This window comes from Rhodococcus sp. C1 (genome assembly GCF_020809065.1).
GTDB classification, from domain to species: domain Bacteria; phylum Actinomycetota; class Actinomycetes; order Mycobacteriales; family Mycobacteriaceae; genus Rhodococcus_F; species Rhodococcus_F qingshengii.
Window position 1 is genome coordinate 5370495 of sequence record NZ_CP078080.1, and the last position, 23798, is coordinate 5394292.

20 protein-coding genes are annotated in these 23798 nt (G+C 62.6%); 8 read left to right on the forward strand and 12 right to left on the reverse strand.

Annotated elements, in window-relative coordinates; genetic code table 11:
• Nucleotides 1–105: 105 nt before the first annotated feature.
• From KTR60_RS24725 to KTR60_RS24745, 5 genes are all read left to right on the forward strand, one after another.
• Nucleotides 106–1569, forward strand: coding sequence for an MFS transporter (locus KTR60_RS24725; protein ID WP_174519483.1), 1464 nt, complete (start codon nt 106–108; stop codon nt 1567–1569).
• Between the two features lie 134 nt (nt 1570–1703).
• Entirely contained in the window at nt 1704–2834 is a 1131-nt protein-coding gene (locus KTR60_RS24730; protein WP_064114216.1) for a thiolase family protein, read from the forward strand.
• Between the two features lie 54 nt (nt 2835–2888).
• Nucleotides 2889–3653, forward strand: a complete 765-nt coding sequence (locus KTR60_RS24735) for an SDR family NAD(P)-dependent oxidoreductase (protein WP_064074255.1) — start codon at nt 2889–2891, stop codon at nt 3651–3653.
• A gap of 41 nt (nt 3654–3694) precedes the next feature.
• Nucleotides 3695–5350, forward strand: a complete 1656-nt coding sequence (locus KTR60_RS24740; protein ID WP_167349881.1) for a class I adenylate-forming enzyme family protein — start codon at nt 3695–3697, stop codon at nt 5348–5350.
• A gap of 53 nt (nt 5351–5403) precedes the next feature.
• The gene (locus tag KTR60_RS24745; protein ID WP_202427117.1) at nt 5404–6309 is read left to right on the forward strand and encodes an NAD(P)H-dependent flavin oxidoreductase; all 906 of its coding nucleotides are present in this window, start codon (nt 5404–5406) and stop codon (nt 6307–6309) included.
• Here KTR60_RS24745 and KTR60_RS24750 read toward each other — a convergent pair.
• From KTR60_RS24750 to KTR60_RS24775, 6 genes are read right to left on the reverse strand one after another with little or no spacing between them, the layout of a single operon-like run.
• Complete coding sequence (locus KTR60_RS24750; RefSeq protein WP_003939949.1) at nt 6306–7202, reverse strand: LysR family transcriptional regulator; 897 nt, start codon at nt 7200–7202, stop codon at nt 6306–6308. The two genes, KTR60_RS24745 and KTR60_RS24750, sit on opposite strands and share 4 nt — an antisense overlap.
• Before the next feature lie 3 nt (nt 7203–7205).
• Entirely contained in the window at nt 7206–8108 is a 903-nt protein-coding gene (locus KTR60_RS24755; protein WP_007729501.1) for a LysR family transcriptional regulator, read from the reverse strand.
• A 30-nt stretch (nt 8109–8138) separates the two neighbouring features.
• Nucleotides 8139–8951, reverse strand: coding sequence for an enoyl-CoA hydratase/isomerase family protein (locus KTR60_RS24760; RefSeq protein WP_030537193.1), 813 nt, complete (start codon nt 8949–8951; stop codon nt 8139–8141).
• Complete coding sequence (locus KTR60_RS24765; protein WP_065351440.1) at nt 8948–9709, reverse strand: crotonase/enoyl-CoA hydratase family protein; 762 nt, start codon at nt 9707–9709, stop codon at nt 8948–8950. The genes KTR60_RS24760 and KTR60_RS24765 overlap by 4 nt, the downstream gene beginning before the upstream one ends.
• Nucleotides 9710–9746: 37 nt before the next feature.
• A complete protein-coding gene (locus tag KTR60_RS24770; RefSeq protein ID WP_228401347.1) occupies nt 9747–10793 on the reverse strand; it encodes an MBL fold metallo-hydrolase in 1047 nt (348 codons plus the stop codon).
• A complete protein-coding gene (locus tag KTR60_RS24775; protein WP_075834441.1) occupies nt 10790–12349 on the reverse strand; it encodes a long-chain-fatty-acid--CoA ligase in 1560 nt (519 codons plus the stop codon). The genes KTR60_RS24770 and KTR60_RS24775 overlap by 4 nt, the downstream gene beginning before the upstream one ends.
• 187 nt (nt 12350–12536) lie before the next feature.
• Here KTR60_RS24775 and KTR60_RS24780 point away from each other — a divergent pair, with 187 nt between their 5' ends.
• On the forward strand, nt 12537–13481 hold the full coding sequence (locus tag KTR60_RS24780; protein WP_042923979.1) for a LysR family transcriptional regulator: 945 nt from the start codon (nt 12537–12539) through the stop codon (nt 13479–13481).
• On the opposite strand, the gene KTR60_RS24785 is transcribed toward KTR60_RS24780, so the two are convergent.
• Nucleotides 13415–14305, reverse strand: coding sequence for a LysR family transcriptional regulator (locus KTR60_RS24785; protein ID WP_042923977.1), 891 nt, complete (start codon nt 14303–14305; stop codon nt 13415–13417). The genes KTR60_RS24780 and KTR60_RS24785 overlap by 67 nt on opposite strands.
• 182 nt (nt 14306–14487) lie before the next feature.
• On the opposite strand from KTR60_RS24785, the gene KTR60_RS24790 reads away from it, so the two are divergent.
• Nucleotides 14488–16158 (forward strand): chitobiase/beta-hexosaminidase C-terminal domain-containing protein, encoded by a 1671-nt coding sequence (locus tag KTR60_RS24790; protein ID WP_007729525.1) that lies wholly within the window; start codon nt 14488–14490, stop codon nt 16156–16158.
• 50 nt (nt 16159–16208) lie between these two features.
• Here the strand turns inward: KTR60_RS24790 and KTR60_RS24795 are convergent, their stop codons facing one another.
• Entirely contained in the window at nt 16209–17399 is a 1191-nt protein-coding gene (locus KTR60_RS24795) for an acyl-CoA dehydrogenase family protein (RefSeq protein ID WP_042448558.1), read from the reverse strand.
• Nucleotides 17400–17709: 310 nt separating this feature from the next.
• Between KTR60_RS24795 and KTR60_RS24800 the strand changes: the two genes are divergently transcribed.
• On the forward strand, nt 17710–18930 hold the full coding sequence (locus KTR60_RS24800) for an acetyl-CoA C-acetyltransferase (protein WP_007729531.1): 1221 nt from the start codon (nt 17710–17712) through the stop codon (nt 18928–18930).
• A 5-nt stretch (nt 18931–18935) separates the two neighbouring features.
• Here the strand turns inward: KTR60_RS24800 and KTR60_RS24805 are convergent, their stop codons facing one another.
• The 4 genes from KTR60_RS24805 to KTR60_RS24820 form a co-directional block, all read right to left on the reverse strand.
• Nucleotides 18936–20132: a CaiB/BaiF CoA transferase family protein gene (locus tag KTR60_RS24805; RefSeq protein ID WP_058226591.1), complete on the reverse strand. Its 1197-nt coding sequence runs from the start codon at nt 20130–20132 to the stop codon at nt 18936–18938.
• 72 nt (nt 20133–20204) lie between these two features.
• On the reverse strand, nt 20205–20945 hold the full coding sequence (fabG, locus tag KTR60_RS24810; RefSeq protein ID WP_003940214.1) for a 3-oxoacyl-ACP reductase FabG: 741 nt from the start codon (nt 20943–20945) through the stop codon (nt 20205–20207).
• A 42-nt stretch (nt 20946–20987) separates the two neighbouring features.
• The gene (locus tag KTR60_RS24815) at nt 20988–22154 is read right to left on the reverse strand and encodes an acyl-CoA dehydrogenase family protein (RefSeq protein WP_007729538.1); all 1167 of its coding nucleotides are present in this window, start codon (nt 22152–22154) and stop codon (nt 20988–20990) included.
• 120 nt (nt 22155–22274) lie between these two features.
• Nucleotides 22275–23795, reverse strand: coding sequence for an acyl-CoA synthetase (locus tag KTR60_RS24820; RefSeq protein ID WP_003940405.1), 1521 nt, complete (start codon nt 23793–23795; stop codon nt 22275–22277).
• Nucleotides 23796–23798: the final 3 nt, after the last annotated feature.

Here is a 23798-nt window from a genome sequence, read left to right on the forward strand (position 1 = left end):
CGTCCGATAGGGCGTACCAATATGGCCTGACCTGGGATACATAGGCAACCGCTATCGTTCCGATCATCGACGCGACATTGCTCAAAGTGATCCAGAACACGTTGAATGAGTCAGCCGGCAAACACACCACCATCGATCGCTTCGAGGCCGCGCTTCGAGCACGATCGCATCCGCCCACCAGTCTCGAAGGGACGCCACGTGACCCCCATCGCGCCACAGCGTAACGACGTCCAGCCCGAAGCAACAGCAACGCCAGATTCGTCAGCAGTTCCCGTCTTCGGTACCCGCAAGCGTGCGTGGACGATGACCGGGCTCGTCGTTTTCCTCTACATCGTCAACTACGCGGACAAGGCAGTCCTCGGAATCATCGCTCAGCCCCTCGCTCGTGAGCTCGGACTGAAGTCTTCGCAAATCGGCATGGTCGGCTCGCTCTTCTTCCTGATGTTCTGCATCGGTGGATTCCTCGCCGGACCGCTCAACAAGTACCTGACCCTGCGTTGGGCGCTGTTGATCCTGGCCGCAATCTGGTCCGTGGTCATGCTCCCCCTCGTTCTCGGCGCCAGCCTCGCGATGTTGATCGTCTCGCGCATGCTCCTCGGATTTGCCGAAGGCCCCAGTTCTGCGCTGATGCACACCGCGGCGTACTCGTGGCACCCGCCGGCCAAGCGCGGCCTTCCCGGCGCAATGCTCGCCGGATCCGCCTCTGTCGCAAAGATCGCTCTCGCGCCGGTACTGACCTTCATCGCCGTTCATTACGGCTGGCGCGCAGCGGTTCTCTCGCTCTCCGTTCTCGGTCTCGTGTGGATGGGTTGCTGGCTGGCCGGTTGGTCCGAGGGCCCGTACACGAGCAAGGCCGTCAAGGCGACCAAGACTGCAGATACAGAAGCAACCGAGGCAGCCGGGACAGCCACGAAGGCGGTCACCGAGCCCAACGTTCCGTGGCGCAAGATCCTGCTCTCCCGCACCTTCGTCAGCTGCTGCTTCCTCATCGCGACCATCTACGCGCTGACCACCGTCGTTCTCACCTGGTTGCCGTCGTACTTCGAGGTCGGCCTCGGATACAGTGCGATGCAAGCCGGTTCGATGTTCGCGCTGCCCTCGATCGTCGGTCTCGTCCTCATGATCACCTCCGGTTCCGTCACGGACAAGTTGATCGGCCGCGGCTTCACCTCTCGTACGGTTCGCGTCATCGTTCCCTGTGTCGGCGTTCTGATCTGCGGATCGATTCTCCTGTTCCTGCCACAGATCTCCACCCCCATCGTCGCTGTCGCCATGGTCTCGATCGGCTACGGGTTCTCGGCAATCACCTTCCCGCTCATCAACGCTGCGATCTCGGAGCTGTGCCCGCCGCAGCAGACTGCCGGAACGATGGGATTCTTCCTCGCCATCATGTCGATCGGTGGCCTGATTGCTCCTTACGCAACGGGAGTCATCGTGGACAACGCTGCAACCCCGGCCGACGGTTACGCCCAGTCCTTCCAGGCAATCGGCGTCATCGGAGTGATCGCCGCGGTTCTGGTCCTCGTCTTCGCCAATCCCGAGCGCGATCGCAAGCTCATCCGAGGCTGAGTACTCCACGTATAGCCATTCGCTAACAAAGCCATTCACCGAAAGACATTGCCGGGTCGACCCGCTCGTGATCGACTCGAGACACGCCCCGACCGCACAGTCGCAGAACCGGGCACGAACAGCAGGAGAGATACATGCGAGATGCCGTCATCGTCGACGCAGTACGTACACCGATCGGCCGTCGTGGCCGCGCCCTCTCGGAGATCCATCCGGTCGAGTTGTCCGCCCATGTACTGCGTGCGCTCGCTGAACGGACCGGACTCGACGCGGCGACGGTCGACGACGTGATCTGGGGTTGCGTCAGTCAGGTCGGCGAGCAGGCCGGAAGCATCGCCCGCACAGCGGCACTCGCTGCCGGCTGGCCCGACAGCGTTCCCGGCGTCACACTGACCCGGGCCTGCGGATCGAGCCAGCAGGCAGTTTCCTTTGCTGCGGCCACCGTCATCTCCGGTCAGAACGACGTGGTCGTAGCCGGAGGCGTCGAATCGATGTCACGAGTACCGATGGGTACCGCCAGCAAGAACGGTGAGCATTTTCCGGCTTCGGTACTCGAACGCTACGGGGTGGACGGTTTCAGCCAGGGGACCGGCGCCGAGATGATGGCCCGCAAATGGGCACTCACACGAACAGCTCTGGACGAATACTCCCTCCGCTCACACGAATTCGCGGCCCGTGCCACCGATGAAGGGGCATTCACCGGGCAGATCACTCCGATCGCGGGCTTGTCCCAGGACGAAGGCATTCGGCGAGGCGGAAGTGTGGAGTCGCTCGCGAAGTTGCCCCCGGCCTTCGACGCCGACGGTGCCATCCACGCCGGCAACTCTTCTCAGATCTCCGACGGGGCGGGCGCCACACTCGTCACGACCAGCGAGTACGCCCGGGCACGCGGGTGGAAGCCGCTCGTTCGTATTCACACCGCAGTGGTCGCAGCCGACGACCCGGTCATCATGCTCACCGGTCCGATTGCCGCCACCGCAAAGGCATTGGATCGCTCCGGATTGTCCATCGACGACATCGGCGCCTTCGAGATCAACGAGGCATTCGCCCCCGTCCCGCTTGCCTGGCAGGCTGAAACCGGCGCAGCCATCGATCGTGTGAATCCGCTCGGCGGCGCTATCGCGGTCGGCCACCCACTCGGCGGATCAGGTGCGATCTTGATGACTCGCCTGGCACATCACATGCGCGACAACGGAATTCGCTACGGTCTCCAGTCGATGTGCGAGGCCGGCGGCATGGCCAATGCGACCATTCTCGAATTGATCTGACCCGACAACGCTTTCGGGCCGACACGTCATCCAGCAGGAAAGAAGAATTGATTCATGAAACTCGAGGGACTTTCCACCGCGATCACCGGCGGCGCTTCAGGCCTCGGCCTGGCAACCGCTCGACGGCTGCTCGACTCCGGAGCGCAGGTCACGTTGATCGATCTGCCTTCGTCCGACGGTAAGCAGGTGGCGGCCGATCTCGGTGCTGCCGCACAATTCGCCCCGGCCGACGTCACCGACAGCGAACAATTCGCCGAAGCACTCGACGCGGCGCACGAGCGCGGCGGCCTCCGCGGCGTCGTCCACTGCGCGGGCGCCGGGCGTCGTATGCGCATTCTCGACAAGGACGGAAAAGCCGGATCGGTCGAAGATTTCGAGTTCGTCGTCAAGCTGAATCTTGTCGGTTCGTTCAACGCACTCCGTCTCGGCGCCGAGCGGATGGCGGAACTCGACGCCGTGGACGGTGAGCGAGGTGCCATCGTCATGACGGCGTCGGTCGCAGCATTCGAAGGTCAGATCGGTCAGATCAACTACACAGCGTCCAAAGCCGGCATCGTCGGTATGACGGTCACCGCTGCCCGCGATCTCGCCAGCCGCGGAATCCGCGTCAACACCATTGCTCCCGGCATCATGGACACTCCCCTGCTGGCGCGCCTACGCGAAGACGTGCGCACGGCCCTCGAAGCCTCTGTTCCCAATCCCTCACGACTGGGTCGTCCGGACGAGTTCGGCCAGCTCGCCGTCTCGATGCTCGAGAACGGCTACCTCAACGGCGAGACCATCAGACTCGACGGCGCTATCCGAATGGCTCCCCGGTGACGGGCACCAGCGTGATCGCCAATCCACAACTGCGGCACAACATGCAATACCCGGATACCACCATGGCGTACTGGGCGCCCAGCATGGCGGCGCTCTACGGTGACCGCCTCGCCGTCGTGGACGGCGAGCGTACGTGCACCTTCCGCGAACTCGGCCAGCGCAGTGCGCAATTCGCCGGCGCACTGCGGCAAGCCGGGGTGGGCGTCGGCGACGTGGTGTTGATGCACCTCGGGAACTGCGTCGAGTTCCTCCAGGCTTACTACGGATGCCTACAGGCCGGGGCGACAGTCACATTGGTCAACCCACTGCAGCCAGAGCTCGGCCTGCGCAAGCAGATCGAGGAGACGTCCGCCGTTGCTGCAGTGACTCAGAGTTCGCAGCTGCACGTACTGCTCGCGGCCGCTTCAGGAACCTCCGTGCGTACGATCGTGATGGTCCAGGACACCGAGGGCGCGCTCGACACACCGGAGTCGGTCGTCGCGTTCGACTCCTTCATCGCCGATCTACCCACCGAATTCACCCCTGCCTCGGTTCGTAGCGACGACATCGCACACATCGCGTTCACCGGCGGAACCACCGGAGTCTCCAAAGGTGTTCGTGTTCTTCACCGCAACGTCGTCGGCAACATCACGCAGATGTGTGGGTGGAGAACCGGTCACGAGTTGGAAGCAGGTCCTGACGGTCTCGTCACGCCTCGACGCATCGACGGCCTCGACGTTCTCGGTCCGACGCCCGGGACCGGGGCGACCATCGTTGTCTCCCCTCTCTTCCACGCACATTCGTTGCTCAACACGTCGTTCCTGTTGATTTCCGGTCTCACCCAGGTGTTTGCCGGTCGGTTCGAACCCGGCCGGATGCTCGAGCTGATCGAAAAGCACGAGGCCACCTATCTCACCGGGTCTCCCGCCATGTGGCACGCACTGTCGGTTCATCCCGACGCTACGGTGCGCAACACCGACAGCGTGTGCGTCGTGTCTTCGGGTGCCGCCCCGATCGACAGTGTCACGCTCGCCGCACTCCGCCGGGCATTTCCCAAAGCGCTCGTCGTCGAAGGGTACGGGCTGACCGAGGCCACCTGTGTGGTCACGGCCGCTCCGCTGATCAACGGCTCGGAATATCGGCAGAGCAGCGTCGGCCTCCCGATCTTCGACACCGAAATCCAGATTCGCGATCAGCTCGACCGGAAGACCGTTCTGGGCGAGAACGAACGCGGCGAACTCTGGGTGCATGGACCTCAGGTCACCGACGGCTATCTCGGACACCCGGAAACCACCGCAGAACAGTTCGTCGACGGCTGGTTGGATACGGGAGACATCGCGTACCTGGACTCGGACGGATACCTCTTCATCTGTGACCGGGCCAAGGACATGCTCATCTACAAGGGATACAACGTCTATCCGCGTGAACTGGAAGAGATTCTGGTCTCGCACCCGGCGATCTCGACTGCCGCGGTCGTCGGCCGCGAAGTGGGGAGCAACGGCCAGGAACCCGTAGCCTTCGTCGTGATGATTCCGGGCGCCGAGTTCGACGCCGAGCAGATCAAGGCGTTTGTCGCCGAGCAGGTGCTGCCGTACAAGAAGATTCGCGAAGTCGTCGAGGTAGAACTCCTTCCGACATCGGCTGCCGGTAAGGTCCTCAAGACCGACCTCCGCTCGAGACTTCTCGAATCCGTCGATCAGAAAGGCGGTTCCAGGTGACGACCTTCGCAGACCTGACGTCGCAACTGCGTGTCCCGGTTCTCGCTTCACCGATGTTCATCATCTCGACTCCTGACCTCGTCATCGCGCAGTGCACCTCTGGCATCATCGGGTCCTTCCCGGCACTGAATGCTCGTCCGCAGTCGGCACTTCGGGATTGGCTCAAACTGATCACCGTGGCTCGTGAGGAACATGATCGTGAGCACCCGGAGAATCCGTCGGCGCCATTTGCCGTCAACCTCATCGTCCACCGGTCCAACAACCGCCTGGAAGAGGATCTGGCGACCATCGCCGAGTTCGAGGTTCCGATCGTCATCACGTCCCTCGGCGCTCGCACCGACATCAACGACGCAGTCCACGCATACGGCGGAATCGTTCTCCATGACGTCATCGACAATCGCTTTGCACGCAAGGCGATCGAGAAGGGCGCCGACGGACTGATCGCGGTAGCTGCCGGGGCCGGTGGTCATGCCGGTAGGCAGTCGCCGTTTGCCCTGATTCGGGAGATTCGTGAGTGGTTCGCCGGTCCACTGCTGTTGTCAGGTGCCATCGCTCATGGTGATTCGATTCTCGCTGCGCTCGCGGCCGGGGCCGATTTGGCATACGTCGGATCAGCTTTCATCGCAACCGAAGAGGCTAACGCGGATCCTGCGTACAAGGAGATGATCGTGGGTTCAGGGGCCTCCGACATCGTCTATTCCAACCTGTTCACCGGAGTACACGGAAACTACCTGCGGGGCAGCATCGTTGCCGCCGGCTTGGACCCCGACAACCTGGCCGAATCCGATCCATCCGCAATGAGTTTCGCGACCAACGACACCGATACCAAGGCGTGGCGAGACATCTGGGGCGCCGGACAGGGCATCGGAGCGATCGATGCAGTCCTTCCGACGCATGCAGTAGTAGAACGTCTCGCCGCCGAGTACTCTGCCGCGCGAGAACGTATCTGCCGACTCTAGTGCTGTGACCGGCGTTCGTCGGACAGGTACTCGTGGATCAGGTTCACGAATACCTGTCCCACCGGCGACAACGTCGAGGGGTCGAAGGCGAGACCGTACGCACGCAGAAATCTCGGCTCGCAGGCCCGTTCCACCACCTGACCAGGCATCGATTTCGCCACCGAGCGCTCGACCAACGAACCGCCGAGTCCGGCGATGACCATCGGGAGCCGCGACTCCCGTTGCTCGGTCACCACCGCGAGTTCCGTTCTGGTACCGGCCTTTCGGATCGAGTCTTCGATCGCGTCACCCATCGCTGCCCCGCGAGGAACGAATACCATGGGAATGTCCGGCATTTCCGAAAGGCGTACCGGCCCCTCGGGTAGTTCCGTTCCCGCCGGGTAGACCAGGCGGTATTCCTGCTCCCCCAATTCGACGATTTCGAGCCCTTCGCCCGCCTCGAGCGGCAGATGAGCCACCGCGAATTCGCAGTGGCCGTCCCGGATGAGACTTTCCAGATTGTCCTCACGCTCGAGTTCCGAGAATCTGACTCGTGCTTGCGGATACCGTCGACAGAACTCCGCAATCAGATCGACGATCGTCCCCGAGGTCAGTGCAGGGAAAGCCATGATGTCGAGGCGACCGACGATGGCGCCATCGGATGCCGTCAACTGTTCAGCCGCCGCAGCTACGTCTCGCAAAACCTGTCGACTCGGGCCGACCAGACTGCGACCGGCAGCACTGAGCACCATGCCGCGCCCGATGCGATGGAACAGCCTCACTCCCAGTTCACGTTCGAGCCCGCGCAACGCTTGTGACACGGTCGGCTGAGCAACGCCGAGAGCCGCTGCGGCGCCGTTGATCCCCTTGTTCTCGACCACTGCGAGGAAGTACTCCATCTGCCGGAACTCCACAGTTCACTCCTCTTCCGTGGACGGAACGGCGGAGGTGGCCATTTCCGCAGCCGTCGCGATGAATGCAGCGGCCGCCGGGGATTGCTCGCCCGAGCGATAGACGATACCGACGTCGCGTGTCAGCGGCGGATCGAAGGAGAAGGCGCAGACGTCTGTCATCTGCTGTTGTGCAACCCTTCTCGGCACTACAGTGGCGCCGATTCCGCGGCGAACCAGTTCCCACGTGGTCACAGGGTGGACACAGTCCACGACTACGTTCTCGGCGCCTTCGCTCAGTAGACCCCGGAACTGATTCGATTGATCACCGAGATCGACCACAAGCGGCAAACTGTGCAAGAGCGCTCGCGGAACCGGATCCGCCAACGGCGTTGCAAGTCGGCCGGACAACGACGCATGGGTGGCGAGCACCAACTCCTGAGTGGCAATCGGAGCCGTGACCAAACCTTCGTACCCGATACTCAGATCGGTGACGCCGACCTCGGCCGACCCTCGCCGCAACGCATTGTCGACCCCGGCCGGGCCGTACGTGTCGAGAACACGCACGACGATCTTCGGGAAGTTGGCCCGGAATCGCCGGACCAACTCGACCATCGGATCGATCGAGAACGCCGAGTACGAGACGACGTCGACACGACCGAACTCGAGTTCGCGAACGGCGGTCACTTTCGCCTTCGCGCGCTCGACGTCGGCAAGGATTCTCCTGGCCGCGAGATCGAACGTGCGGCCCGCGTCGGTAAGAACCAACCGCCTGCCCGTCCGGTCGAACAGCGTGGCGCCGAGTCGACGCTCGAGCGTACGAATTGCCTGTGACAGCGAGGGCTGCGAAATGTAGAGAGCCTGAGCGGCCTTCGTTATCCCACCGTGGTCGACAACAGCGACGAAGTAGGTGACGAAGTGCAGATCCACTCATCCATCATACGACCAGCGATCCGTCGCTCACTCCACCCGAGTTGCCCCTGGTACGGCCCACTCTCCGGTGAAGATCGGCTCCCGCTTTTCCACGAAGGCACGAACCGCGTCGGTGGCATCCGTCGCAAAATTGACCGCTTGCGCCCTCGCCTCGTTGTCCAAGGCCTCCCGCAACGAGAGGGAGGTGTGACGTTCGAGCATGGCGGCAGACTGACTCAGTGCGGCCGGCGGGCCGGCGGCGAGCCGCTGCGCCAGTGTTGACGTGTGTTCGTCCAGCTCGGCCGGTTCGACCAGATAAGTCACCAACCCGAGCTCGTAGGCTTCCTGTGCGTCGATCGTCTCGGCAAGCATCACCAGTCGCTTGGCTTGTTGGAGGCCGACCAGTCTCGGCAGGATCCACGAACCACCGAAGTCGACAGACAACCCCCGTTTGGCAAAGATCTGGCTGAACTTCGCACCCTTGGCCGCCACGACGAAGTCGCAGAGCAACGCCATGTTCCATCCGGCTCCGACGGCAAACCCGTCGACCTTCGCCACCAGAGGTTTGGGAAACTCACTCAGTGCGATTGCCGTTGCGTTGATGACACGCATGCGATCGAGCGGGTGCGACGAGCCACGCTTGTCCAGATCGGAGCCCGCGCAGAAGGTCCCATCCGCGCCGGTCAGGATCACCGAGCGAATCTGCGCGTCCTCTTGAAGTTCGAGGACTGCTTCACGTAGAGCGATCCAGGCGTCGAGATCGAGAGCGTTGCGGCGGTGCGGCCGACAGAGAACAATCGTCGCGACAGCACCGTCTCGTTCGATGCTTACGGCCGCACGCTCGATCGTCTCGGCACTCATGAACCACTCCACACGGGAGAGCGCTTCTCGGCAAATGCCGTGGCGCCCTCCTTGGCATCACGAGAGGTGAAGACCGGATCGATGAATTCGCGTTGCGCGACAAAGGCATCCGGATCGGTGTACTTGGCGGACATTGCCAGTACCTGCTTGGTCGCGCGAACAGCCAGTGGACCGTTAGCCGCTACTCGGGCCGCAAGCTCGCGTGCGACGGTCAGCGCGTGTCCCGGTTCGGCGAGCCGATTGACCAAGCCGTGATGATGCGCCACGGTGGCACTGAGTGGATCCCCCGTGATCGCGATTTCCATGGCCAACTGATACGGAAGAATTTTCGGCAGACGTAGGAGTCCGCCGGCGGCCGCGGCAAGTCCCCGCTTCACTTCGGGCAGGCCGAATTTCGCGTCCGTGGACGCCACGATCAAGTCGGCCGCCAAGGCCAGTTCGCAACCGCCGGCGAGTGCCCAACCTTCGACGGCTGCGATCAGCGGCTTCGACGGCGGTGCCTCGGTCAGACCGGCAAAACCACGACCCGGTAGCGATGGCCGCTCTCCGCGCGCAAATCCCTTCAGATCCATACCGGCGCAGAAGGTTCCACCAGATCCGGTCAGAATGCCGATGGTGAGATCGGCCCGTTCCTCGAACTCGTCGATGGCCGCAGCCAAGGCTTCGGCAAGTTCGAGATTGACCGCGTTCTTGGCCTCGGGACGATTGAGGGTGATGACGGCAACGCCGTCGGCGAAGTCGGTGAGCACGACGCTCATGTTCGGTTCCTACTTCCGTGATGAGATTCTTGAAAGGTCACTGCGCGCGAATGCTCCAGCGCACGGGTGTGCCGCCGGACGGTGTCACGATCTCCCGCTTGGCCAAAACAACAAGATGAGCATGGGTTTCGCGGACTGCCAAGCGAAGTAGTCGCGGCGACATCTGTTCGAACGGGCGAGACCAGGAGATCGTGCGTGAGAGTTCCCAGGCCGTGGATTCAGGCTCATCCTGCACCGCAGCCACGATCTCCGCCAATCGCTCCTCGTGGTGCCCCATCAATTGACGTGCACGATCGGCGATCCCACGGAATCGATATTCATGTGCCGGAAGCACTTCGCACTCGCCCAGTGTTGTCGTCGCCTCGAGCGAGAGAAGATAACGATGAAGTGGGTTCTCGAGTTCACCGGGAATCGTGGAGATGTTCGGGCTGATCCTCGGCAGCACGTGATCGCCGCTGAACAACAAGCCTCTGTCCTCTTCCACGAAACAGAGATGTCCGGGAGTGTGCCCCGGTGTCCATTGGGCGCGGAGATTCCAACCGGGTAGGTCGAGTGAATCCCCTTCTCCCAGAATAATGTCGATGGTTTCGTGCTCGGCGAACCGCACCAGGTCGACCCGAGACGCGTCGAGCACTTCGGCCGGTGCGCCGAGTTCGGACAACTGCAGGTTCCAGCCACTGATGTCGTCGCGGGTCTGTTCGGGCCCGTGGTACCCGAGGAGCGTCGCGTCGGCCACGTGCATCGCAAGCGTTGCGCCGCTGACCTGCCGAAGACGCGGCGCCAGGCCGAAGTGATCGGGATGCAGGTGCGTGATTGCCGCATAGCGCACTTCGGAAACGTGGTATCCGATCGATGCTATGCCGTCGACGAGAGCCTGCCAGGACTGTTCGTGATCCCAACCGACGTCGATGAGGGCAAGTCCGTCGTCGAGCGCGAGTGCGTAGACGAGTACGTAGCGCAAAGGGTTGTCCGGCATGGGAACAGGGATCGACCACAATCCGTCCCGCACCTGTTCGACCGGTGGAAGGACTTTGTTCGCCCATGCCTCACGTTGTGCGACACCGACGTCTTCGGTCACGATCATGATGCTTCTCCGCTCGCGTTCAGCATGGTCCGCAGGCTCGACTTGAGCAGTTTTCCGCTCGCGTTGCGAGGTAGGGAGTCCACGAAATGGATCTGGCGAGGTTTCTTGTACGACGCCAACTTCGCTGTGCTGAAAGCGATCAACTCGTCGACGCTCGGCACGTCGGCACCGTCGACCAGTTTGACCACTGCGGTCACGGATTCACCCCAGCGCTTGTCGGGAACCCCGACCACCGCGACCTCGGCGACCGAGGGGTGCTCGGCCAGAATGGATTCCACCTCGATCGGATAGACGTTCTCTCCGCCGGTGATGATCATGTCCTTGAGTCGATCGGTGACGAACAGATACCCCTCGTCGTCCAGATGGCCGGCGTCCCCCGTTCGGAGGAAACCGTCGTGGGTGAACAATTCGGCGGTCTCACGGTCACGTCGCCAGTATCCGCGAGTGTTGTTTCTACTGCGCGCGACGATCTCACCGGAACTATTGGGCGGCAATTCCTCACCAGTGGTGACGTCTCGAATCGAGATCTCGACGCCGATCATCGGCTTGCCCGCAGAGCGAAGCAACTCCGAACGCGGCCCGCTCACATGATGGTCGTAAGCACGAAGGACGGATACCGAACCCGTCGTCTCGGTCATCCCGTATCGCTGAACGAATTTGCAGTTCAAGACAGTCATCGCGTGGGCGAGGAGCGCCGGAGTGATCGGTGACGCCCCATAGGCGACCACCTCCAGGCTGGTCAGATCGAAACTGTCGAGAGTCGGCAGATCTACCAGCGTCTGAATGACTGCAGGCACCAGAAATGCGTGGGTGACGCGGTGGGTCGCGATGGCATCAGCGACCCGAGCAGGCGCCATGTCTCCGAGCAGCACCAAAGGCACTCCGGCCGACAAGCATGTACTCATCCAGCCGGCACCGGCGATGTGAAAGAGGGGAAGTGCATCGAGTGCGACTGCATTCGAACCGAATTCGTAGACATCGAACCCCTCGGGCTCGTTGTACAGATTCCGGTGCGTGGCCACGACGCCCTTGGGCCGGCCGGTTGTCCCGGACGTGTACAGCTGCAGAACTGCTGCGTCCGGATCGTGCCCGTGTCCGGGGTCGACACCGGTCCCTGATGCCACGAACTCCGCCCAGGTTCGCGAATCCGGCAGGACCCCTGCAGCTCCCACGGTTATGACCTCGATGTCCGGCAACGCTGCGGACATCGCCGCCGCCCCCGCGGCGAACTCGTCATCGACGATCAAGACGTCGAGCTCCGCGTCCTCGGCGATGTCGACGAGTTCGAGTGGGTTGAGCCGCCAGTTCAACGGTATGAACACAGCGCCTGCCTTCGCACATGCGATGAAGGTTTCCGCACCTTCGAGCCCCATACGCAGTAGCGCACCGACACGAGCACCCGTTGTGGTCACTTCTGCCAGCGCACTCGCCAAGGTGCTGGTCTCGCCATCCAGCTCAGCCCAAGTCAGCGTTCGGTCGCCGCACGTGATTGCCGGATCGGACGGCCGTGTCGACGCCGAGTGGCGTATCCGGTTGGGTAGGTGAAGCTCGCTCACATCACGCTCCTGTGTTCCAGGTACTCACCGAGCACGAACCGCGGTCGGTGGTACTGGAACAGTCGACCATCGCTATGGCCTGCGCCACAAAGACGAGAAGGCGCACAGAGCCATAGCTCAGACCTATGTCAGCAGGTCGCAGCAAGTCACCGCCGCCAAGGGTCCGTCATCTGGGAGAATTCGTCAGATGCAGGCACCCGGGATGGACATACGCAGCGCGCAGTATCTCGTCGCGGTCGTCGATCACGGCAGCGTCACTGCCGCCGCGGACGTCCTGCGTATCTCGCAACCGTCCCTCTCGCAGGCCGTGCGCAACCTCGAACGAGCTCTCGGAGCCACACTCTTCGAGCGCACCACTCGCGGTCTGGCTCCCACCACGGTCGGACTGGCAGTTGCCGATTCTGCCCGTACGTTGCTCGCCGACGTTGCTCGGGCCGAGGCCGCGGTGGCTGCGGTAACCGCTTTGCGCGCCGGGGAACTCGCCATAGCAGTTCAGTCCGATCTCGCCATCGACCCTGTTGCAGAGGTCGCCGGACGCCTCCATCTGACGGCACCCGGAATTCGGTTCTCGACGAACGCCTCCGCCAACGCACAGGACGTGCGTGCGCTCGTGAGAGCAGGTACGTGTGAACTCGGGTTTCTCGAGACCCACCCGGGTGCCGAAGTCTCCGACGGGCTTCGAGAAATTGCCGTGAGCACCCAGGAAACGGTCTTGTCGATCCCCATTCGCCTGGCCACAGACCTTCCCGATCCGGTTCCGCGCACCGTGGTCGCGCGCCTGCCGATGGTGGTCGAGGCATCCGCAGTTCGGCGCGGGCACTCGATCGACGACGATCTGGAACTCACCGACGTCGTCGTGGAAGTGCCAGATCGCCTTGCTGTCCGGGAAATGGTCGGGCAAGGTGTAGGCGCCGCGCTGCTGCCCAGATCGATCGCCGAACAAGACTCCCCGGCATCTGAGGTTCGCTCGCTTTTCCCACCGATCACCCGGCAGACGATCTTGGTCTACCGCGACGGCCCGCTCTCACCGGCCGGGTCTGCGTACATCGAGAACATCTCCCCACGTCACAAGCCCTCTACGAACAGCCTGCCCAACGGCGAGAGCGTCTCCGGATCGAACTCGACGCCGTAATTCAGTGAGATCGGCGGCTCCACCGGAAATGTCTCCGCGCCGGACGCGACCGATCTCTCGGCCAACGAACGCTCCATGAATGCCATGCCCAAACCAGCAAAGACGAACGCGCCGACGGTCTCCCGCTGCGCCAACTCCGTCGACATCCGAGTCCGGGCCCCGGCGGCCTGCAGAGACGACTCGATGGCAAGGCGAGCCCGCGAGTGTTTGAGCACACCCACCACGGGGAGATCGGGCAATGCCGTCAATGACACCGGCTCTCCCGCAGCGGGTTTCACACCATTCGGCCAGACGTCGGGATGAACCCCCGACGGCACTGCCAGCCAGTACTCGTTCACCCCCAACACTTTCGTGGACAGCGCCGACATGTCGGGTGGCCAATAGCTGAAGACCACCTCGCACGCGCCGTCTGCCAACACCTGCTCAGACGTTGCACCCTGCGGCAACTCACCGACCCGAACGGTCACGGCAGGCCACCGCTCACGAAAGTCTGCCACGATGCGTGCGATCGGACCTTCGAGACCATGTGCCGCGGAGCAGATGTCGAGCCGGCCACGAGGCTCGTCGGCCGTACCGATCGCGACGTCGAACGCGGCCGCGCTGCTGCGAGTCATCTGCCTCGCCGGCCCTACCAACGCCCGACCTGCTGCCGTCAGCACCAAACCGCGACCGACACGGTGAAACAGTTCGACTCCGAGTTCGCGCTCGAGGCCACGAATACCCTGCGACAGCGACGGCTTGGTGACCGACAGATTCTGCGCAGCCGTCGACAAGGACTCACCACCGGCAACGGCAAGGAAGTACTCGATCTGACGTAGGTCCACTCCATCGACTTTGCCATAAACGCAGACAGGTATACCGGTACCAAGCACTGCAGGGTGTTCACACACGCTTCATTAATCGGACATTCAGGACACACCTTCTTCTACCCGGCGCCACCTACCGTAATTGGTCCAGACCAATTACGGATAGGTCTGAACCACCGCGTCGAAGACAAGGAATCCTCGTGAGACGTACGACCATCGCGATAGCAGCCGTGACAGCGGCTCTCGCCGTTCCCGGCATCGCCCCCGCCGAATCCCACGCCGAACCCGGCTGGGGCAGTTCGTCCTTCGAATGGGGCAGCTCTTCGGGCGAGAACAACACGCCGCCCGCAGCGCCCGGCGTCAGCGTCCCCGGCGGACGGTACGAGCACCCCGTCGACCTGACCTTCACCGCCGAGCGCGGCGCCACCGTCCGCTACACCGTGGACGGAACGACACCCACCACCGACAGCCAAGCTGCCACGCCGGGACGTCCGCTGCACATCGCACAGGACACCAACGTCACTGTCGCAGCTTTCCGCGGCGATCACGCGAGCGCGGCCGTCTCGTTCGGCTACCTGATCAAGACCTCGGAAAAGCCGCTGGCTCAGGTCGTCGTGATGTCCGACGTCCACGTCGGCGATCACGCGAACAACGACAAGAAGTACGAAAGCTTCTTCGACACAATCGGTTCCATCTTCCCGAAACCCGACGCCATCCTCTCCAACGGGGACATGATCAACGACAACGGAGACGGCAAGGGGCCCGACCACAAGATCGTCGCAGAAATCTTCCAGGCAAACCTCGCCCGAAAGGGCATGAACGACACACAACTCCTGATCTCCAACGGCAATCACGATGCAAGTCTCGCGGCGATCAGAGCCGGATACCCGGCGGAGTGGTTCCCGGATTCCGGTGGCGGATACTACGAATCCGACGTCAATGGTGTCCATCTCTTCACGGTCAACACCGAAACCTACAACAATGATTCAGCGCAACGCAATTGGCTGAAGTCCCGCCTGACCGAAATCACCGCGGAGTCCGGGAACCTGACCAAGCCGATCCTGGTCCAGGGACACCGGCCGGCAAGCAACACAGCCATGGACGGCCAGCAGGCGTCGAACCCTCGATTGACCGAAGACCTGAGTGCCTTCCCTCAGGCAATCTTCTTCTCCGGGCACTCACATCTGAACAACAACGACGACCGGTCGATCCATCAGCGTGACTTCACGTCGGTCAACGACGGCTCGATGTCGTACATCGAAATCGATCACGGCTACCAGATGGTGACCGAGTCCGGTCTCGCGAACCGTTTCGAATCACCCACTGCCCAAGCGCTCTTCGTCGAGGTCTACCAGGACCGCACGGAAATCAACCGAATCAACATGGCCGCAGACAAGCACGACATCTACGCCGGTGGCGCGTGGTCAGCCAACTGGCAGCCGCCGTACTCGAGCGCGGGCACGCTGAGCGGTTCGGGGTGGACGGTCGAACTCGACGGGTCGACCAACCAGCAGATCAAGGACAACTTCCGCTACACCTCGGGCGCACGGAACACGCACGCGCCGGAGTTCACCTCGAGCACTCCGCTCTCGGTGACGACCGGCGAAAACGGTGCGACCGCACTGAGGATCGCGCAGGCCAAGGACGATCAGATGGTGCACCACTACGCCGTCGAGGTCACGGACACAGCCACCGGAGCGAAGGTGGTCTCGTCGAAGGTGCTCTCGGACTTCTACTTCATGCCGCGGCCGAACAGCCTCGACATTCCGATTCCCGATGCCGCAGCGGGCACCGCATACGAAGCCCGCGTCGAAGCCGTTGACGCATACGGCAACCGGTCACCGGTGACAACCCTGGCCTTCACCCGCTGACCCGACACGACAAAGCGGCACCGCGCATATTCGCGGTGCCGCTTCTCGGCTCAGTTGTACGTGCGAAGCAGGCCCTTGCTGATGATCTGCTTCTGGATGTCGCTGGTGCCTTCACCGATCAGAAGGAACGGCGCCTCACGCATCAACCGCTCGATCTCGTATTCCTTGGAATAGCCGTATCCGCCGTGGATACGGAAGCTGTCCTGGGTGACCTCCGAGCAGAATTCACTCGCCAGATACTTCGCCATACCCGCTGCGACATCGTTGCGCTCACCCGAGTCCTTGAGCCTGGCAGCGTTGACCATCATCAGATGCGCCGCTTCGACTTTGGTGCCCATCTCGGCGATCCGGAACGCGATGGCCTGATGCTCGGCGATCGGCTTGCCGAAAGTCTCGCGTTGCTTGGCGTAGGTGACAGCCAGTTCGAAAGCGCGCTGGGCAATTCCGCAGGCACGCGCGGCGACGTTGACCCGGCCGACCTCGACGCCGTCCATCATGTGCCGAAATCCCGAGCCAGGGGTGCCACCGAGAACCTCCTTGGCTCCGATCTCGAAACCGTCGAAGATCATCTCCGTGGTGTCGATTCCCTTGTAGCCCATCTTCTCGAGCTTGCCCGGAATGGTCAGGCCCGGGAGTACCTCGCCGAAACCTGCGGGCTTCTCGATCAATATCGTCGTCAGATTGTTGTGCGGCTTCTCCGCGCCCTCGTCCGTCTTGACCAGGACTGCCACCAAGGTCGAGGAACCCCCGTTGGTCAGCCACATCTTCTGGCCGGTGATCACGTAATCGCCGGAGTCCGTCCGCTTCGCCTTGGTCGATATGGCAGCAACATCGGAACCGAGGGCAGGCTCCGACATGGAGAATGCGCCGGTGAGCTCTCCGGAAGCCAAACGCGGCAGGTACTTCGCCTTCTGTTCCGGCGTCCCGTGCGCCGAAATCATGTGAGCCACGATGAAATGCGTGTTGATGACACCGGACACGCTCATCCATCCACGGGCCAATTCTTCGACGCACAGCGCGTAGGTGAGCAATGATTCGCCGATACCCCCGTACTCGGGGTCGATGGTCAGTCCGAACAGACCCATGTCCTTCATCTGCTTGACGATGTCGGTCGGGTACGTATCCGAGTGTTCGAGTTCCTGCGCCGCGGGGATGACCACACGATCGACGAACTCGCGTACCGCCCCGACGATATCGGTCTGAGTTTCGGTCAATCCCGCCGTCTGCGCCAAACGAGTCACTGTTCCACCTGTCAGTCGGTACTTCGTGCCCTCCCGGTCGACGAAATTGATTCGACTCCAGGAACTTTCATCCCACCGCGACGTGTGTGCGGCAGAGACGCTGCATCCATTCAATCCCCGAACGGTATATGTGTCAAAGTCGATTTCGCATACGAACCGTATGGCGGAAACTATGTCCGAACAGGTCGTTCCTGCTGTTGACAACCGCGCCACGCGTGCTGGATATTCGAGTGGCCAGGTCGCGGTGGGCCCTTCGATCGGCCCGTTCACGCGACGCATTCCCCACCTCTCCTCGAGACAGGCGCATTCCATGCACGACGCAGTCATCTGTGAACCCGTTCGCACCCCGGTGGGCGGATTCGGCGGAGTCTTCAAGGACGTTCCCGTCACCACACTCGCCGGCACTGTTGTGCGTGGCCTCGTCGAACGAACCGGCATTGCGTCCACCGATGTCGACGACGTCATCTTCGGTCAGGGGTACGCCAACGGAGAGGCCGCGGCCATCGGGCGAATCGCGGCACTCGACGCCGGTCTCGACGTGTCCGTTCCCGGAATACAACTCGATCGCCGTTGCGGTTCGGGATTGCAGGCGATCATCTACGCCGCGATGCAGGTACAGACCGGGATGAGTGATCTGGTCATCGCCGGCGGCGCCGAGAGCATGAGCGGAACCGAGTTCTACTCCACCGACATGCGTTGGGGCACAAAGCGCCCTTCCGTCGAGTTCCACGACCGATTGGCCAAACCGCGCACGAACTCCGGCGGAGTCAACTTTCCGGTGGAAGGCGGCATGATCGAGACCGCCGAGAACTTGCGCCGGGAGTACTCGATCACCCGCGACGAGCAGGACCGATACGCGGTGCGATCGCACGAACGGGCCGTTCACGCCCAAGACAGTGGGTACTTCGACGACGAGACCATTCCCGTTTCGGTGCCCGGACGCCGTGGTGAGCAGACAGTCGTCACCCAAGACGAGCATCCGCGCCGAGGGATACAACTGTCCGATCTTGCTGCACTGCGCCCCATTCGAGGTCGCGTCGACCCTGAAGCAACAGTCACCGCCGGAAACGCCTGCGGCCAGAACGACGCCGGAGCCGCGGCCATCGTCACCACTGCGGCCAACGCCGAACGGCTGGGCCTGCGGCCGTTCGCGAAACTGGTCAGCTGGGGTGTGGCCGGTGTGGAGCCGAACCGGATGGGCATCGGACCGGTGCCTGCCGTGGCGAAGGCTCTCTCCCGTGTCGATCTGTCGCTGGACGACATCGACCTCATCGAAGTCAACGAGGCCTTCGCGGCCCAGGTTCTCGCGTGCGCCAAAGCCTGGGGATTGAGCGCGCAGGACATCGAGGAGCGCTTCAACGTCAACGGTTCCGGAATCTCGCTCGGACATCCTGTCGGCGCTACCGGTGGACGGATCCTCGCCAATCTGCTGCGCGAACTCGACCGGCGCCAGGCACGGTACGGGATCGAAACCATGTGTATCGGTGGCGGACAAGGGATTGCCGCGGTGTTCGAGAACCTGCGACGCTAGAAGCGTTAACCGATCGATCCGTCGCGGCGAAGTTCCGCGATCCGGTCGCCCGTAAGTCCCAACTCGGCCAGCAGAGAATCCGTCTGCTGGCCGAGTGCCGGAACGTCACCCATGCGCATTTCGACATCCGAATACGTCATCGGAGGCAGCACGGCATCGATCGGACCGTTCTCGGTGCCCACGGACCGCCATCTGGCACGCTTCTCCAGCTGCGGATGTTCCAGCAGACCGGCCATGTCGTTGAGTGCCGCGGCCGGAACACCAGCGGCGGCCAGACGCTGATCCAGATCTGTCGTCGAGTACAGACGCGTCAGAGAGCCCACCAATTCGTCTACCTCGCCACGGTTTTCGACGCGCACGATGTTGGTGCGATAATGCGGATGATCGACCAGATCCTCTCGCTCGAACACGTCCACCATCAGCGCTCGCCATCCACGGTCGTTCTGGACGCCGATCAGGATTTCGCCGTCGGCCGTGGGATACGAATCGTAGGGAACGATCGCGGCATGGCCGAGACCGACACGTGGAATCTGCTTGTCTGCATACATTTTCATGTACATCGGATGGCCCAGCCACTCGACGGTGGAATCGAACATCGAGACCTCGACGAGCGCTCCCTTGCCCGTTCGCTCTCTACGGAACAGGGCGCTCAGAATCGAAGTCAGCGCGTACATTCCTGCCGCGATGTCGGAGACCGGGATGCCGGTCTTGGTGGCCGTCTCCGGTGTGCCTGTCACGGAGATCATTCCGGTCTCGGCTTGGACCAACATGTCGTAGGCCTTGCGCTCACGCCGCGGGCCGGCACTGCCGTAGCCGGACATGTCGATCACGATGAGCCGTGGGTATTTATCGCGCAGTTCCTCCGCGCCGAACCCCAGTCTCGCGGCTGCGTCGGGAGCCAGGTTCTGCAGGAACACATCGGCTCGCGCGACCAGATCGAGAAGGATCTGCCGGCCGGCTTCCGACTTCACATCGACGGCGATCGATTCCTTGGAACGGTTGAGCCACACGAAGTGTGATGCCTGACCGTGAACCGCCTGGTCGTAGTGACGCGCGAAGTCACCCTCGCCGACGCGTTCTATCTTGATCACCCGCGCACCCATGTCCGCGAGATGTCTGGTGGCGAGCGGTGCCGCCACCGCCTGTTCGAGTGCAACTACGGTGATTCCGTCGAGCGGAAGATCCGAGTTCGGCTGTCCCATGTCAGTAGTCACCCCAGAAGTTTTACACCCAGAATTCTCACACTCTGAATTCTTGCACTCGAACAGGACGGATCAGATGTGGCGGCCGCCGGTGATCTCGAGAACCGTGCCGGTCATGTAGCTCGAGAGGTCGCTCGCGAGGAACAGCACAACCGAAGCAACTTCCGAAGGCTCGGCTGCGCGCCCCATCGGAATCTCGGCAAGCTTCTCGTTCCAGATCCGTTCGGGCATCGCCTCGGTCATCGCCGTGCGGACCAGTCCGGGCTGAACGGCGTTGACGCGAACGTTCTTGAACGCGACCTCTTTTGCCGCGGCCTTCGTCAGACCGACGATCCCGGCCTTCGCGGCCGAGTAGTTGGTCTGCCCGAGCATGCCCACCTTGCCGGAGATGGACGAGATGTTCACGATCGCGCCCGTCTCACGCTCGCGCATGCGGGCGGCGGCAGCGCGTGTTCCGTTCCAGGCGCCCTTGAGGTGAACGGCGATCACGTCGTCGAAGTCCTGCTCGGTCATCTTCCGCATCGTGGCGTCGCGCGTCATGCCGGCGTTGTTGACCATGACATCGACTGGACCGAAAGCGCTTTCGGCCAGATCGAGCATGGCCTCGACCTGTCCGGAGTCACGCACGTCGCAGGAAGCGAAACGGGCGACCGACTCTCCACCGAGTTCGGCGACCGCAGCCGTTCCCACGGTTTCGTTGATGTCGCCGAGAACGACGGTCGCGCCTTCCTTGATGAAGGTGCGCGCAATTTCGAGCCCGATGCCCTGGGCTCCGCCGGTCACTACCGCAACCTTGCCGTCCAACAATCCCATGTCCACTCCGTTCGTGAGGTTAAAGCTCGTCTGGAAAATGTGTCAGCGCTGGTTTTGCTTTTTCGCTTGCGCCACGAGCCCACCACCGAGAATCAGACGCTGGATCTCGCTGGTTCCCTCGTACAGGCGCAACAGGCGAACTTCACGGTAGATGCGTTCGACCGGAACACCGCGCATGTACCCGTTGCCCCCGTGGATCTGCACGGCGAGATCTGCGACCTTGCCCACCATCTCGGTGCAGAAAAGCTTTGCCGCCGAAGGCCCGAGACGGCGATCCTCACCGCTGACGTACCGCGCGGCCACCTCGCGCACCATCGCGCGCCCTGCCATCACACCGGCTTGCTGGTCTGCCAGCATCGCTTGAACCAGCTGGAAGTCGCCGATCGCGGTGCCGCCCTGTTCCGTGACCACGGAGAACGCGACAGATTCGTCGAGCGCTCGCTGTGCTGCTCCCACCGAGAGCGCCGCGATATGGACTCGTCCGCGCGCGAGAGACGTCATCGCTGCGCGGTATCCGGTGTCCTGGTCGCCACCGACGAGGGCCGACTCGGGAACTCGGACGTTGTCGAAGGTGACCTCGGAGGTCCAAGCACCTTCCTGACCCATCTTCTTGTCCTTGGGACCGACCGTGACACCTGGCGTGTCAGCCGGAACCAGGAACACTGCAATTCCCGGACCATCGGAATCCGCCGGGCGAGTGCGCGCGAACACCACGAACAGCTGCGCCAGTGGAGCATTGGTGATGAACCGCTTGTTGCCGTCGATCACCCAGTCGGATCCGTCCAGCACTGCCTTGGTCCGAAGGCCGGCCGGGTTGGAGCCCGCGCCCGGTTCGGTGAGAGCAAAGGAAGCCACGACATCACCGGAGGCGATGCGCTCGAGCCACTGAGCCTTCTGCTCGTCGGTACCGAAGCCGACCAGCACCTGCCCGGCAATTCCGTTGTTGGTACCGAACATCGAACGCAGCGCCAGAGACGTGTAGCCGAATTCCATTGCCAGTTCGACGTCTTGGGTGAGGTCGAGTCCGAGCCCACCCCATTCCTGAGGGATCGCGTAACCGAAGAGCCCGATAGCTGCGGCCTTCTTGCGTATGTCCTCAGGAATGGCGTCGGTGTCGGCAATCTCCTGCTCACGCGGAACTACTTCCTTACGGATGAACTCCCGCGCAGTCGCCAAGATATCTGCGAAGTCATCTGCGTCGACCTGCATTCCCACCACTCACCTTGCTGTTTCCGAAGTCCATGCCGTCCCCCGAAGTCAATACCGTGAGGCAATCGGAGTCAAAGACCTGAAAACGAACCGAAGGTAAGGCAGAACCTATAGCAAGCTTCAGACGGTGCGCAGTTCCCGCTTCAGTAGCTTGCCGCTCTGGTTGCGCGGAAGCTCGGCCACGAAACGGACATGCTTGGGCACCTTGAACGGAGCGATTCGCTCCTTGACGTGGGCAATCAACGCCTCGGGCGTCAACTCGTCGTTGCCGTCCTTTAGCACGACGATCGCGGTGACGGCCTCGATCCACTTCTCGTCGGGCGTACCGATCACGGCAACTTCTGCCACGGCGGGGTGCGTGTAGACCGCATCTTCGACCTCGCGTGACGCCACCAGGATGCCGCCGGTGTTGATGACGTCCTTGATCCGGTCGACGACCGTGATGAAACCTTCTTCGTCCCGCACGACCAGATCGCCCGAATGGAACCAGCCGTCACGGAAGGCCTCGGCGGTGGCTTCCGGATTCTCCCAGTAGCCGTTGCACAGCTGCGGTGAGCGGTAGAGAACCTCGCCGGACTCACCGTCGGCGACATCGTTTCCGTCGGCGTCGACGACGCGGGTTTCGACGAAGAACACCGCGCGACCACAGGAAGACGGGCGATCAGCATGCTCGCTGGGCTGGAGAACTGTTGCCAGTGGGCCGATTTCGGACTGGCCGAAGCAGTTGTAGAAACCGATGTCCGGGTAGCGCTCGCGCAGACGATTGAGCACGGTGACCGGCATGATCGAGGCGCCGTACTGCGCCTTCTTCAGCGACGACAGATCGCGGGTCTCGAGGTCCGGATGGTTGGCCAGCGGTACCCACACGGTCGGCGCCAGGAACAGCGATCCGATCTTTTCGGCTTCGACACGGCGCAGGATTTCCGGGATGTCCGGCGCCTGCATCAGACTGACCGTCGCGCCGACGGACAGGTACGGCAGCATGAAGACGTGCATGCCCGCGGAGTGGTACATCGGCATGCAGATCAGCGGGTTGTCGTTCTTGTCGAGGCCGAGCGCGATCACCGAGGACACGTACTCGTGAACCAGTGCACCGTGAGACATCATGGCGCCCTTGGGCTTCGAGGTGGTGCCCGAGGTGTACAGGAGTTGCGCCAGATCGGTCGACGTCGCACGCGGTTCGAAGACCGGCACCTCGCCTGCCTCACCGATCGTGACGACGGACAGTTCCGCGTCCCGCAGTGCGATCACGTGATCGAGATCGAGGTCGGAGCGTACCGAGTCGAGTGTCGGCGCCAATGCCGGATCCACCAACACCGCGCGGGCGCCTGACTGCGCCACGAGGTACCGGAGTTCCTCCCCCTTCAGTGCGTAATTGACGGGAACATGCACCAAACCTGCTCGTGCACAGGCAAGAAATCCGATTGCATAGGCGTCGGAGTTGGTTCCGTATGCCGCGACGCGGTCGCCGTGTTCGAGCCCCAGACCGAGCAAGTAGGCGGCGACCCGCGTCACCGCGTCGTCGAGTTCGCGGTAGGTGCGAGTGCGATCTTCGAAGACGACGGCTACACGGTCGGGGTACTTGGCTGCCGAGCGCCGAAGCACTCCGTCGACAGTGTTGGTGCGTGGATCCAGGCTCATGCG